We start from the raw sequence: 13,817 nt of genomic DNA, 5'->3' as shown, positions 1-13,817 counted from the left end.
GTCAGCGCCGTGTCGCGCGCGAGCGACTCGGCGAGCGTGCGGCGGCCGAGTGCAAAGTGCCCGCGCGCCGACCAGTAACGCCACATCGAGCCCGCCAGCCGCAGCCCGAGTCGCGCGCCGTCCGGACGACCGGCGCTCCAGGCGAACGCCGCGAGCAGATCGTCGTGCGCCAGATCGAGTCTCAGCAGTTCGGACTTCTGATCGGGGCCCGCGAGCGCCGCCGGCGAGGCGGCGGCGAGATTCGCGAAGTACGAAAGGTGGCGGTCGCACACGCCGTCTCGCTCGCCAGCCGCTGCCAGCAGCTCGAGCGCGAACTCGCGCACGCTCTCGAGATAGCGATAGCGGGTCGAACCCCCGCTGGACGGCATCACCACCACGAGCGACTTGTGTACCAGGCGCTGGATCGCGTCGAGCAGATCGAACTCGTCGGGCTCGCCGGCGCTCACCGCCAGGGCGCCTTCGAGTGTCCAGCCGCCCACGAACACCGCGAGGGTTCGGAACAGCTCGCGCTCGTCCGCAGCCACGTGGTCGACGCTCCAGGCGATCGTGGCCCGCAGCGTCTGGCGCCGCCCGACCAGCGTGGTGGTCGCGCCGCCGAGCAGCTTGAACCGATCGCCGAGCCGCGCGCGGATCTCGTCGATCGAGAGCACGCGCGTGCGCGCCGCGGCCAGCTCGATCGCGAGCGGAATCCCGTCGAGGTGCCGGCACACGGCGGCGACCGCGGATGCGTTGGCCGCGCTCAACTCGAAGCCTGGTTGAGCCTGCTTCGCGCGCTCGACGAACAGCGCCACCGATTCGCTGGCGGCGATCGCCTCGAGGCTCGCGCGCGCCGGATCGGGTGGCAGCGCGAGCGGGGGCACCGCGGTTACCTCTTCACCCGCCACGCCCAACGGCTCACGCGTGGTGGCGAGCACCCGCAGGCCCGGCGAATCGGCGAGCAGGCGCTGGACGAGCGGCGCGCAGCCCGCGATCACGTCTTCGCAATTGTCCATCAGCAGCAGCGCACGGCGGGTTCGAAAGTGGCGCGCGAGTGCCTCGACGACCGGAGTGCCGGGATCCTCAGTCACGCCCGCCACGCGTGCCACCGACTCGGGCACCCGATCCGGCTCCTGCAATGACATCAGGTCCACGAACCACACGCCGTCGGGAAACGAGCCGAACGACTCTTCCGCGATGCGCAGCGCGAGGCGCGTCTTGCCGCTGCCGCCGATGCCGGCGAGCGACAGCAATCGCGTGGCCGCGAGCCGCTTCGTCCCGGAGGCGATCAGCGCCTCGCGCCCGATGAATCGCGACAGCGTGGCAGGCAGGTTGTTCGGCGTCGCCGGCGCTTCGCCCCCGCGCACCGCGGAGGCGCGGCGGATGCCGAGCATCTCCTCGAGTTGATAACGCGCGTCCCGCACCTCGGAAAGGCGTCGATCGCGATCCTTCTCGAGGCAACGCTCGATGAGCGTGCGCGCCTGAGCCGAGACGGCGGCCGGAATCGCCTGCATGTCCGGTGTCTCATCGAGCACGCGCTGCATGACCTCGTGCGTGTGATCGCCTCGGAACGCGCGGAGGCCGGTCAGGCATTCATAGAGCACGCACCCGAACGAAAAAATGTCGGTGCGGGAATCCTGGTCGCCCGCGCGGACCTGCTCGGGGCTCATGTAGCTCGGCGTGCCGACCACGACACCCCACTGGGTGATCGGAGCGTCGGCGCGCGACGCCGCGACCGGCCTTTCGGTTCGAGGTCCCACGAACGTCTCGTCCGCGTGCGCGGACGGCGGGTCGGCCGCTGCCGGTGCGGACGGCGGGGGCGAGATCATCGTGATGGCGCCGGTCGCAGCTGGCGCCGCTCTCTCGGCCGGCTCGCTGGCGCGCTTGGCGATCCCGAAGTCCAGCACCTTGACCAGCCCGCGCGGGCCGATCATCACGTTGCCCGGCTTCAGGTCGCGGTGAATGACGCCGCGCTCGTGCGCGACTTCGAGCGCCTCGGCGATCTGCGCACAGACCCGCAGCGCTTCCTCGGTGGCGAGTGGCCCGCGCGCGGTGCGATCGGCGAGCGACTCGCCCTCGACACGCTCCAGCACCAGCGCCACGGTGCCGTCCTGATCCTCTTCAAAGCCGTGCAGCGTCGCGATGTTGGGATGATTCAGCGACGCCAGCATCAGCGCTTCTCGGCGGAACCTCGCGAGCGCCTCGGGGTCGCGCGCCAGTTCGGGCGGCAGCACCTTGAGCGCCACGTCGCGCTCGAGTCGCGGGTCGTGGGCGAGCAACACCTGTCCCATGCCGCCGGCGCCGAGGCGACCGACGACGCGGTAGTGGCCGAACGATGCGGGGAGTTCACTCATGGCGGTGCCGCGCGTGCCGCGCGGCACCGCATTCTACGACTGCTTCACCGATAGAGCGACTTGATGCTGCCCCAGGTGCTGGAGCGCGCTGACGTCGGGCAGTCGACGTCGATCTTGCCATCGTGCCGGAACAGATAGCCCGCGATCATCACGCTCGGCCGCCACGTCATGCCGCCCGTGAACAGGCTCGGACACGGGAAGCCGCCCGCGCTCACGCGCGAGAACAGGCTGCCGCCGGTCCAGGTGATCACGCCTTCGGAGTTCCCGACCTGGAACGTGGTGAAGTCGTTGGCCTGGGTGAAGAAGTTGGAGATGATGCCGGTCAGCAGCACGGTGCCATCCACGAACGTCGAGGGGACGTTCGCGTTCGGCGGCGACGGATCGAACACCGAGTTTCGCGGCGTGCCTTCATACAACGTGATGGTGCCGCCGGTGTAGGTCGTGGTGTAGAACTGCAGTCCCGGTGAGCCGACCGTCGTGGTGCCGTTCGAGATCAGGCCCGAGACCAGGAACGTGTACTCCTTGGTCGGATCGTTCGCGTCGAGATCCGAGAACGGCGGTCCGAATGCACTGACCAGACCGACGATCCGGAGTTCGTTGCCCGGAGTCGAGGACGAGAATGTCGCGCCGGCCTCGTAGTAGTACGCCGGATCCCAGTCGATCGCGGGCGCCGCGAACGAGGTCCCGGCCATCGTGAGCGCGACCAGCGCCGCGCCAAGCATCGAGTACCGCTTCATGAGAAAACCTCCGCGGCGGGGGAAACCGCCGATGCGTGGACTTAGCGGTAGCTCCGCTTGAGCGAACCCCAGCTGCGGTTTTGCGCGGGAGTCGGGGCGTCGAGGAACGTCTGTCCATCGGCCTGATGCGCGTACCCCGACGGGATCGACGTGGTGTTGCGAGTCACGCCCGAGAACGTCCAGCCGCTGCGCTGGTTGGCCGGGATCGCGACGTATTGCGAGCCACCGACGACCTCGTACTCGGCTTCGTAGCTGCCGCTGTTGGTCGCTGTGTTGAAGATGAACGTGAAGTTGCGAAGCTCGCCGATCAGAATCGCGGTGCCGTCGTTGAAGCTCGACGGTGCGCTCGCATTGGGCGGCGTGACTCCGTAGTCGAACGCGGTACCGGTGCTGATCGGATCCTCGTAGATCGTCAGCGTGCCGGGCGAGGTGTACGAGGTCACGACGAACGGCCCGACCGTGTTCTGCGCGGTCGCGATCAGTCCGGTGATCACGTAGGTGTACTGATTGAGGGCCGGGTTCGAGCTGAGCGGGGCCGACAGCACCGGCACTTCACCGATGCCGACGTAACCATCTCCCGGCGCGCCGAACACCGACGGCGTGAGATCCGGATCCTCGTAGTCGAATCCGACGTAGTCGAACAACAACAGCTGCGCGTGGGCGTGCGTCGGAGCGAGCAGACACGCCACTGCGAGCACCACAAGTGTCGCCAATCGCTTCATGAATACCTCGCGACCCGGCTTGCGCTCCGCCATCGTCCATGCGGTGAGGGGCCAGGGATGCGTTGGGATGGTTCGGACATCGGCCACGAGGAGGGGGTTTTCGGGCCACGGACTCTGAATGCCGCGTCAAGAGTAAGGGTCGGAGCGCCGCCGACCAAGGAAATCCCGAGGATTTCCACCCTCTGGCAGGGGTTTGGTGCTCTGAAACCCCTCGCGTCGTTACGCCCGGAGCCGATCGAGGTGGTGCTTGCGGAACTTCGCAACCTTGGGGGCGATCACCGCGGCGCAGTAGGGCTGGTTCGGATTCCGCTCGAAATAGTCGCGGTGTTCGGCCTCGGCCGGATAGAAGGCCTGCAGGCGCTCGCTCTGGGTCACAATCGGATCGTCGAAGACGCCGCTTGCCACGATCCGGGCCACCACGCGCTCCAGCGCCGCTCGCTGGTCGTCCGAGTTCCAGAACACAACGGAGCGATACTGGGTTCCGACATCGGCGCCCTGGCGATTGAGCGTGGTCGGATCGTGGATCGAGAAGAACACCTCGAGCAGGTCGTCGAACGTGATCTGCTGCGGATCGAAGCTCACCTGCACCACCTCGGCGTGGCCGGTGCGGCCACCGCACACCGCCTCGTAGGTGGGATTCGGGCCGGCTCCCCCGGCGTATCCGGACGTCACACCGGTCACGCCTCGCAACTCGACGAACACCGCCTCGAGGCACCAGAAACAGCCTCCGCCGAGGGTGGCGGTGTCCAGATTCGGCGTCGCGTCGCTCATGGTCGGCACACTACCCGCTGGTTTCACGGCTGAAAAGCCGGCGGTTCGTGCCGACACTCTCGAGGGCCGGCAAGCCCGCACCCGCCGACCCTCGAGCCCTCAACCCGTCAGGAGTGCCGCACGTGCCCGGCCCGCCTACCATCTTCGTCGCCCGCCAGCCGATTTTCGATCGCCGCGCGGCGGTGCACGGCTATGAACTGTTGTTTCGTGGCAGCGCCGAGAACCGTTTCACCGGCGGCGACGTCGAGTCCGCGTCGGCGATCAACATCGAACAGAGCACCGCGGCGTTCGGCCTCGACGCCCTGGTCGGCGAGCGGCTGGCATTCGTGAACCTGTCCCGGGGCGCTCTGCTGCAGGAGTTCTACCGCATGCTGCCGAGCGAGCGCACCGTGATCGAGTTGCTCGAATCCGTGCACGGCGACGCCGAGGTGTTGGAGGCGTGCCGTGAACTCAAGCGCCGCGGCTATCGGCTGGCGCTCGACGACTTCACCGACGCGCCGCACTCGCAGCCACTGCTCGCGTACGCCGACATCGTGAAGGTCGACCTGCGCCAGACCCCGGAGGCGCTGACGCCGGGGTTCACCTCCCGGTTGCGCGGCAAGCGCCTCTCGCTGGTGGCGGAAAAGGTCGAGACGCCGCAGGAGCATCGACGCGCGATGGCCGCCGGCTACGACCTGTTCCAGGGTTACTACTTCTGCCAGCCGGAGATGATCGAGACCCGCGACCTTGCACCGTCACAGCTCAGTCAGATGCGCTTCCTCGCCGAGGTCAGCCGATCGGAAGTTTCGTTCGAGCAGCTCGAAGAACTGTTTCGGCGCGACGTCGCGATGACCCTACGGCTGCTGCGATATCTGAACTCGGCGGCGTTCGGCTGGCGGCACGAGATTCGTTCGGTGGGTCACGCGCTCATGCTCATGGGCGTTCGGCCGCTGAGGAAGTGGGCCATGATGATGGGCTTCCTGAGGCTTGCCGGCGACAAGCCGCACGAGCTGGCCATCACCGCGCTCACCCGCGCGCGATTCGCCGAGCAACTCGGGCCCCCGGCCGGGCTCGAGCACCACGACTCCGAGCTGTTTCTCACCGGCATACTGTCGACTGCGGAAGCGATGCTCGGGCGCTCACTGCGCGACGTGCTCACGGCACTCGCGGTGCCCGACATGGTTCGGACCGCGCTGCTCGACGGCGGGAGCCGGCTCGGCGCGGTGCTGCGCATCGTGATGGCCTACGAACGCGGGGACTGGCCGACGGTCGAATCGGTGCGAACCGAGTGCGCGGTCGACGAGCGCGCGCTGACCGATGCCTACGTCAGCTCCCTGCAGTGGGCCGAGACCAGCGCAGCCGCCTGAGCGAGGCTCAAGTCTCCGCGTCGCGCGGCGGCGCGGTCGGTGACGCCGTCGGCGGCGCGGTCGGTGACGCAGCGCGCTCCGCGGACTCGAGCAGTCGATCCGCGGCCACGTGCGGCGTCATGCGGCGCTCGAGCATCGCGACTACCAGCGACTCGCGACTCTCCCGCGTCACGCGTGAGCGAAAGCCGCTCCACAGCCGATCGCGAACCAGATCGTCGAGCCGCTGCGAGAGTCTCTCCCGGCGCCGGCGCTCGAGATCACCGCGACCCGCGAGAAATGCCAGATGCTCCTCGAGCCGCTCCACATACTCGGACACGCCGCGCCCGATCGAAGCCGCGGTGAGCAGCACCGGCACGTTCCACTCGCTGCGGATCGAGCGCAGCTCGAGGGCCGAGCGGATCGCGAACACCGCGCGATCAGCGCCATCGCGATCGGCCTTGTTCACAACGAACAGATCGCCGATTTCCATCAGGCCCGCCTTCATGGCCTGCACGGCATCGCCGGATTCGGGCACCAGCACCACGGTTGTCGAGTCGGCGGTCTGCGCGACTTCCAACTCGCTCTGCCCGACGCCGACGGTCTCGATCAGGATGCGCGAGAAGCCGGCGGCGTCGAACACATCACACACCTGCGCGGTCTGGACCGCGAGCCCACCCATGCTGCCGCGCGTCGCCATCGAACGGATGAACACTCCGTCGTCGCCCGCCAGCTCCCCCATGCGGACGCGATCGCCCAGCAGTGCACCGCCGGTGAACGGACTGGTCGGGTCGACCGCCACGATCGCGACGGTCTCGCCGCGGCTCCGATACTCCTGAGCCAGTCGCGTCACGAGCGTGCTCTTGCCGGCACCGGGTGGCCCCGTCACACCGATTCGAAATGCGCGACCGGTGCGCGGGAAACACGCATCGAGGATCGCGATCGAGCCCGGAGTCTCGTTTTCGACCCGAGAGATCGCGCGTGCCAGAGCGACCCGATCGCCCTGCTCGATGCGGGCGACGAGATCCGAAACTTCCGAAGTTGAAAGCGAGCTCGGGGTCACGAGGGGCCTGAGTTTGGGGACGGCGGGGCACCTTACGAGCCACTCCCGGGAGGGTCAAGGCGCGACTCGCGCGCCCCGCACGCAGCTCGCCCCGCCCCCGTGGCGGGGTGCCCCTGATCGCGTGCATTCGAACCCCGAACGCCGAATGCTCAGTGTCACCGGGAATCGCATCCTCAACTTGGGAGGCTGGCTCATGATCGTGCATTCGCTACGCCGCAACGCCCTTTCCACTTCGGCCGGCCTCGCCGCCCTGCTGCTCTCGGTTGCAACCGCCGGAGCTCAGACCTTTCAGCGCGTCACCGACGCGTCCAATCCGATCTTCACAGCCGGTGGTTCGACACTCCAGTACACCGGAGCGAGCTGGATCGATTACGACGGAGACGGCGACGACGACCTGTTCGTGAGCACCGTCGGACTGTTCCGTAACGACGGCGCGGGGGTGTTCGTGCTGGTGCCGAACGCACTGCCGAGCCAGGGTGAGGGCAAGGGCAACAGCTGGGCCGACATCGACAACGACGGCGACCTCGACGCGTTCGTCTCGGGCGGCGCCACGGCACTCGCAACCCCGGACCCCTCGAACGGCTCCGCGCTGTATCGAAACGACGGCACGCAGTTCACCAAGCTCACCGGTGGCGCGATCGGCGACACGCTCGCCAACTCGAGCTGGGGTTGCGCCTTCGCCGACTACGATCGCGACGGTCGCGTGGACTTGGTGACCGCGGCGGCGATCAACTTCATGGGCATCACCGGCAACAATCGCCTGTTCCGAAACCTCGGCGGCGGCGCGTTCGCGCTCGTCGACACCGCCGCGATGACGCTGGCGCCGGCGCCGTACACGATTCCCACCTGGTCCGACTACGACCATGACGGCGATCCGGACCTGTTCATCGCCTCGGGGCCCGCCACCGGCACGCTGGCGCGCGACTTCCTGTACGTCAATCGCAATGAAGCGGCGGCGAGCTGGTTCGAGCGCATCAACAGCGGACCACTCGGCACCGACCTTCAGGATGGACAGGTCTACAACTGGATCGACTACGACAATGATCGCGACCTCGATGTCTATCTCACGAACTACGCCGGCTCCGCGCCGAACCGGCTGTATCGAAACAACGGGACCGGGGTCTTCACATCGATCACGACCGCCGGAACGATCGTGACCGACAACCTGTTTTCACTCGCCTCGGTGTGGCAGGACTTCGACAACGATGGCGATCTCGACTGCCTGGTGACGAACGACGCGACCGGCCTGACCCGTTTCTATCGCAACAACAATGACGGCACGTTCACGAACATCAATCTCGCGCAGCTGACGGTCGCCGGACCTCACTATGGAGCCGCCTCCGCCGACTACGACGACGACGGCGACATGGACTTGTTCGTCTCGGGGCCGAGCGGACTGCACGGCCTCTATCGGAACAGCACCGCACTCGGCAACCACTGGCTCAAGCTCCGGCTGGTCGGCACTCAGTCGAATCGCGCCGCGATCGGCGCGCTGGTACGCGCACGCGCGGTGATCGGCGGCACTCCGCGCTGGATGACCCGCGAGGTCTCGGCGCAGAACACGTTCGGAGGGCAGAGCAGCCTGACCGTGCACTTCGGGCTTGGCGCAGCGACGATCGTGGATTCGCTGCTGATCGAGTGGCCGAGCGGCCTGCGCGAAGTGCGCACCGCCATCGCCGCGGACTCGCGACTCCTGATCGCCGAAGACGGAGCGACCGCCGTCGACGTTTCGCACGCGACCACCACGGCCGCGCCGGATCGAGTCGAGTTGCGCTGGCGGTTGTCGGGATCCGGGGCGCGCGCCGTCGACGTGGAGCGTCGCGGCACGGCCGGCGAGTGGGTGAGCCTGATCGGCACCGACGCTTCGCTGGGCGCCGATGCGCGGCGGCGCGAACTTCACCAGCTCCCCGACGGCGGCGTGACGTTCGCGGACGCGACGGTGAGCGCCGGGACGCGCTACGGCTATCGCCTCGTGGTGCTGGACGAGAGCGGACTGCGGCGCGCCGGCGAGGTCTGGGTCGACGTCCCCCAGGTGTCTCGACTCGCGATTCGAGGCGTTCATCCCAACCCGGCATCGGGCCGCCTCAACGTCGCGTTCGCGCTCGAATCCTCGGCCCCCGCAGTCCTCGAGGTGTTCGACGCGACCGGCCGACGAGTGGCGATGGAATCGCTCGCCACCCCGGAGCCCGGCGAACGGCGATTCACGTTCGGCGCGACGCGACGTCTCCACACCGGCGTCTATCTCGTCCGGCTCACGCAGAGTGGACGCCACGCAACCGTCAGGGCGGTCGTCATCGAGTGACGGCCACGGAACTCGAAAGTGCTACAGCGGGCGATCGCCGCCGAGCAGCGCGGCGATCCGTCCGCGGTGGCTGCGGGAAATCGGAAGCGTCGTCCCGTCGACGAGCACGGCTTCGAGGTCGCCGCTCGCGGTCGGGCGCAGGCTCCGCACCCGTTCGAGATTCACCAGCACGCCTCGATGGATACGCAGAAAGCCGTGCGGCTCGACCCGCTGCTCGAAGCGCGCCAGAGTCTCTCGCAACAGATGCTTGGCGCTTTGTACGTGCAGCTCCACGTAGTTGTCGGCTGCGCTCACCCAATCGACCTCGCGCAGCGCGACCAGCCGCATCTCGGCGCCATCCCGCACCAGCACGCGGTCGGAGTAGCCACCGGCGTGGCTCGCCAGATGCCGTTCGAGCGCGGCCTGGCGCTCGCGCAATTCCTCGAGCAGCCCCCTCAAGTCGGGGCTCCCCTCGAGACGCGTCAGCCGCTCGCGCGCTCGCGACAGCGCTTCGTCGAAGCGACGCTCGTCGAACGGCTTGAGCAGGTAGTCGAGTGCTCGCGCCTCGAAGGCGCGAACGGCATGCGCGTCGTAGGCGGTTGCGAACACCACGAGCGGCCCGGACGTGCGGTCACGACCCAGCGCCTCCAGGACCTCGAAGCCGGAACGATCGTCGAGCCGAATGTCGAGGAACAGGAGGTCCGGACGAAGCTCCTGAACGATCGCGATCGCCTCTTCGGCGGTGGCGGCCTCTCCCACCAGCTCGACATCGGAGGCTCGCGCCAGGAGCCTGCGCAGCTTGTCGCGCGCCAGCGACTCGTCCTCGACGATCACCGTGCGGATCATGACGTCGCTCCCTCGATCGGCAGTACGATTCGGACCAGCGCACCGCCCTCGGGGGCGCGACCGTACTCCACCACGTGGCGATCCGCGTAGAGGTGCTGCAGACGCAGTCGCGTGTTGCTCAGTCCGACACCTTCGCGAGGCGCCAGCGACGAGAAGCCGACCCCGCTGTCCGCGATGTCGATGCGCAATCGGCCGCCGTCCTCGAGCACGTCGATGCGGATCACACCGGCCCCTGCGCGCAGCCCGTGACGCATCGCGTTCTCGACCAGCGGCTGAATGAGCAACGGAGGCACGCGCGCGTCGCGCAACTCCGGATCCACGCGGCACGTGATTCGAAGCTCGTCACCGAAGCGCAATCGCAGGATGTCGAGATACGCCTCGAGCATCCCCACTTCCTCCGCCAGCGCGATCTGCGGGCGGCCTGCGTTCGCGGTCGTACTTCGCAACAGATCGGCGAGGCGCGCGATCGCCTGATCGGCCGCCCGCGCATCGCGATAGACCAGCTCGGAAATGGCGTGCAGCGTGTTGAAAAGGAAATGCGGCTCGAGCTGCATGCTGAGCGCCTGAAGTCGCGCCTCGAGCAGCTGCGAACGCAGCTCGAGCGCCTGCAATCGTCCGCGCCGCCACAGCGCCCGAAAGTCGACCGCGTGCGCGGCGGCCACGACCATCCCGAAGATCAGCATCTGATAGATGACGCCGTACAGCAGATGCGACGGCAGAGCCGGGCGAGTGGAGCGGCGGACCAGTGGCCACGTCCAGTGCTCGGTCAGGATCCCACCGGCATGCAGCGTGAATCCCATCGCGATCAGAATGGCGACATGTCGGAGAGCGCCGCGACCGATCAGCGGCCATCGTCTCGAGGCTGCGAAGACCACAGGGGTACAGACGAACCAGTAGATGCCCCCGACGGACTGAATCATGAACTGGCGCCACAGCGGAGGATACCGGCCGCCGGGGTTGACCTGATTGAGATTCGCGAGGTGGATCTCCAGCGTGATGATCACGACGTACGCCGTCCACCCGATGAACGACCACAGCCACACGCGCGACCATGGCACCGGCAACTGCACCGATCGATCCAGGTCCGGAGAGATTGCGGCTTCGGCATCCGGGAGAAGACCGTGCGCGAGCGCCGAAGGAGATGGGCACATGACCTCAGCGTAGCAGCCCGGATCCGCGGCGAGTGACCATGGGAGTCAGTGTGGTCGGATTCCGGCGGCGATGTCGCGGAATTCCGCCACGGGCGCCCTCGCAGGGGCGAACCGCGGCGGATCCGGGGCCAGAGGTTCCGCGGGCGGTGCTACGCCGCGCCGGAATCCGCCTGCATCATGCCGAACGGGTTGCCCTCGGTGTCGGCCGCGTACGCGAGCCATCCGACCCCCGGGATCGCCATTCTGGGCACCGTGATCGCGCCCCCGTTCGCGGTCACGGCCTTCATCGCATCGTCGAGCGACGGTACGCCGACGGTATTGACGGGTCCCTGGCCCGGTTGAGCGCGCTTCATCATGCCGCCGTCGATGCCGGGTCCGTCGCTCCCGGTCTGCACGAGCCAGTACTCCATCGGTCCTTCCCAGCGCTGAAACTTCCAGCCGAACACCTGCTGGTAGAAGCTGGCGACGCGAGCGGTGTCGTCCGCGGGAATTTCGAAGTGCAACACGCGTGACATGGTGCTCCTCCCGTGATCGATCACGCCTTGCGGGGCTCGGGGAGCCGGCCGTAGCGCTGCGTGGCATAGCCAACGATCAGGCCGACCAGCGAACCCGGCAGGATGATCTCGAAGTAATAGTGCTTGCCGCTTTCGTCCGGCATCGCGGCCACCGCCCACGCGAGCGCGAAGCCGACCGCAAGTCCGAACACGATTCCGAGCGGGAGCGAACGCACCTTGCGCGCGAAGAATCCGATCAGCACGCCGGCGAGCAGCCCTTTGAACGTCGATCCCGCAATGATGCCTGCCAGCATCGGGCGCACGGCGGGGGTGAACCACGCGGTCAATCCGTCGAGTACGCCGAGCACGCCTCCGAGCAGCAGTCCGAGCACGATCTTGTTCATCACGACCTCCAGGTGATTGCGTGGAACCTCCCCTTCGCGATTCTGTTACGCGTCCCGGGGAGATCCTTTTCCTCAAAGTGAACGGCCGTAGACGACCAGCATTACGGCGCGCACCGCCAGATAGGCCAGCACCAGCACGATCGCGGTGCGGTGCGGCGCGGCGACACGCTCGAGCCGTTCGATCCATCCCTCCCGGTGCGCGAGGACCCGGCTGCCGTCGAGCCAGCGCTGGAGGTCGGCGGCCATCGCGCTCGCGGATTCGTAGCGCGCGGCCGGCAGCGGGGCGAGCGAGCGCAGGGCGATCGAACGCAGCGGTGCGGGGACCGCCGCGAGCGCCGCGGCCTCGGCGCCCAGTCCCGTGCTCGCCCTGGGCGGAGTGCCGACCAGCAGAAAGTGCAGTATCGCGCCGAGGCCGTAGACGTCGCTGCGTTCGTCGAGGGCTTCGATCTCGCCGCGCGCCTGCTCGGGCGACATGTAGCCCGGGGTGCCCACGATGGTGCCGTCGCGCGTGGCACCGCTCGAAGGCTCGCTTCGCGTCTCACCACCTCGCGTCCCACCCTCTCGCGCCTCGCCCTCTCGCGCTTCGCCCTCTCGCGCTTCGCCACCGAGTGCCGAGGCGCCTCGAATCTTCGCGACCCCCCAGTCGAGCGTCAGCACTTCTCCATACTCGCCGACCATCACGTTGGCGGGTTTCAGGTCGCGATGGAGCACTCCCGCCGAGTGCGCGAACCCCACGGCCTCGCACACCCGCAGCAGCAGCCTCAGCCGCTCGCGGATCGAGAGCCCCGGCGTGATGCCGTCGAGGAGGCGGCCGCGCACACGCTTCATGGCCACGTAGGCGCGACCGTCCGGCATCGCGCCGACGTCGTAGACCGGCACGATGCCTGGATGCTCGAGACGGGCCAGCACGCGCGCCTCGCGCGTCATCCGTTCGACCGCGTCGGCGGACAGGCGTTCGAGCGACAGCACCTTCAACGCGACCTGGCGCCCGAGGTGCAGGTCCTCAGCCTCGTACACCACGCCCATCCCGCCTTCCCCGATTCGCGCGCCGACACGGTAGCGCGACTCGTCCGCGTCGGGGGCGTCCAGCACGCGCTGCAGGCGGTGGATCGCGTCGTCGTCGAGGTGCGTCATGGGACGTGCTTCCCGAGCAGGCTGCGAGCCTCGATTCGGAACTCCTCGTCGTCGAGCGTCAGTTCACGCAATCGCTCGAGGACCAGACGCCGGAATTCCCGGCGGGCCCAATGCAGGTGATTCGTGACCGTGGTGGTCGGAACTCCGAACTCGGCCGCGAGGTCATCGTAGCGCGGGGCGGCGTGCTCGGAGTCGGACTCGATGTCGTAGCGACGGAACAGCGCGAGCGCCAGCTCGCGGCCCTGCGCGCGAGCGTGCAGGGTGAGGGCCGCCAGCGCATCCTCGAACAGCCCGCGCACCCACTCGCGTCGGAACAGCTCTTCCTCGTCGGGTCCGACGTCGCTGGTCGCGAGTGCCTCGAACGCCCGCTCGCCTGCGACCACGTCGAGCGACTCCTCGATCCAGCCGCCGCCGCGCTTGAGACGCGCCGCACTCTGTCGCGCGTGCCCCACGAATCCGTCGAGGCACACGCGCACCCACGAGCGGAACCGTGCGCGCGTCGGCTCGAAGCGCTCGAGATAGCCCTTCTCGAGCGCCTCGGTGAAGAAGCCCTGGACCAGGT

At 68.1% G+C, this 13,817-nt stretch carries 13 protein-coding genes; 2 read left to right on the top strand and 11 right to left on the bottom strand.

Going from position 1 to position 13,817, the window contains the following annotated elements:
• The 4 genes from HOP12_13300 to msrA form a co-directional block, all read right to left on the bottom strand.
• Positions 1-2,330 (bottom strand): protein kinase (locus HOP12_13300; protein NOT35118.1); only part of this gene is annotated, 2,330 nt, incomplete at its 3' end.
• A gap of 44 nt (positions 2,331-2,374) precedes the next feature.
• Positions 2,375-3,067, bottom strand: a complete 693-nt coding sequence (locus tag HOP12_13295) for a hypothetical protein (GenBank protein NOT35117.1) — start codon at positions 3,065-3,067, stop codon at positions 2,375-2,377.
• A 41-nt stretch (positions 3,068-3,108) separates the two neighbouring features.
• Positions 3,109-3,789 (bottom strand): hypothetical protein, encoded by a 681-nt coding sequence (locus HOP12_13290; GenBank protein ID NOT35116.1) that lies wholly within the window; start codon positions 3,787-3,789, stop codon positions 3,109-3,111.
• Between the two features lie 219 nt (positions 3,790-4,008).
• Entirely contained in the window at positions 4,009-4,560 is a 552-nt protein-coding gene (gene msrA, locus HOP12_13285; protein ID NOT35115.1) for a peptide-methionine (S)-S-oxide reductase MsrA, read from the bottom strand.
• Between the two features lie 122 nt (positions 4,561-4,682).
• Between msrA and HOP12_13280 the strand changes: the two genes are divergently transcribed.
• Positions 4,683-5,906 (top strand): HDOD domain-containing protein, encoded by a 1,224-nt coding sequence (locus HOP12_13280; protein NOT35114.1) that lies wholly within the window; start codon positions 4,683-4,685, stop codon positions 5,904-5,906.
• A gap of 7 nt (positions 5,907-5,913) precedes the next feature.
• On the opposite strand, the gene meaB is transcribed toward HOP12_13280, so the two are convergent.
• Positions 5,914-6,945 (bottom strand): methylmalonyl Co-A mutase-associated GTPase MeaB, encoded by a 1,032-nt coding sequence (gene meaB / locus HOP12_13275; GenBank protein NOT35113.1) that lies wholly within the window; start codon positions 6,943-6,945, stop codon positions 5,914-5,916.
• Between the two features lie 193 nt (positions 6,946-7,138).
• On the opposite strand from meaB, the gene HOP12_13270 reads away from it, so the two are divergent.
• Positions 7,139-9,247 (top strand): T9SS type A sorting domain-containing protein, encoded by a 2,109-nt coding sequence (locus HOP12_13270; GenBank protein NOT35112.1) that lies wholly within the window; start codon positions 7,139-7,141, stop codon positions 9,245-9,247.
• A 21-nt stretch (positions 9,248-9,268) separates the two neighbouring features.
• Here HOP12_13270 and HOP12_13265 read toward each other — a convergent pair whose 3' ends face one another.
• From HOP12_13265 to HOP12_13240, 6 genes are all read right to left on the bottom strand, one after another.
• Entirely contained in the window at positions 9,269-10,072 is an 804-nt protein-coding gene (locus tag HOP12_13265; protein ID NOT35111.1) for a response regulator transcription factor, read from the bottom strand.
• A complete protein-coding gene (locus tag HOP12_13260; GenBank protein NOT35110.1) occupies positions 10,069-11,223 on the bottom strand; it encodes a histidine kinase in 1,155 nt (384 codons plus the stop codon). The genes HOP12_13265 and HOP12_13260 overlap by 4 nt, the downstream gene beginning before the upstream one ends.
• Positions 11,224-11,372: 149 nt before the next feature.
• Positions 11,373-11,738 carry a VOC family protein gene (locus tag HOP12_13255; GenBank protein ID NOT35109.1) on the bottom strand — a complete coding sequence of 122 codons (366 nt, stop codon included), beginning with the start codon at positions 11,736-11,738 and terminating at the stop codon, positions 11,373-11,375.
• A gap of 20 nt (positions 11,739-11,758) precedes the next feature.
• The gene (locus HOP12_13250) at positions 11,759-12,121 is read right to left on the bottom strand and encodes a hypothetical protein (GenBank protein ID NOT35108.1); all 363 of its coding nucleotides are present in this window, start codon (positions 12,119-12,121) and stop codon (positions 11,759-11,761) included.
• A 72-nt stretch (positions 12,122-12,193) separates the two neighbouring features.
• A complete protein-coding gene (locus HOP12_13245; GenBank protein ID NOT35107.1) occupies positions 12,194-13,255 on the bottom strand; it encodes a serine/threonine protein kinase in 1,062 nt (353 codons plus the stop codon).
• On the bottom strand, positions 13,252-13,817 hold a 566-nt coding region (locus HOP12_13240), incomplete at its 5' end, for a hypothetical protein (protein ID NOT35106.1). The genes HOP12_13240 and HOP12_13245, both read right to left, overlap by 4 nt.

The sequence above is a fragment of the Candidatus Eisenbacteria bacterium genome, from assembly GCA_013140805.1.
Taxonomy (GTDB): Bacteria; Eisenbacteria; RBG-16-71-46; order RBG-16-71-46; family RBG-16-71-46; genus JABFRW01.
The sequence above is the reverse complement of the archived record's forward strand: the minus strand, read 5'-3'. Positions and strand labels throughout refer to the sequence as shown.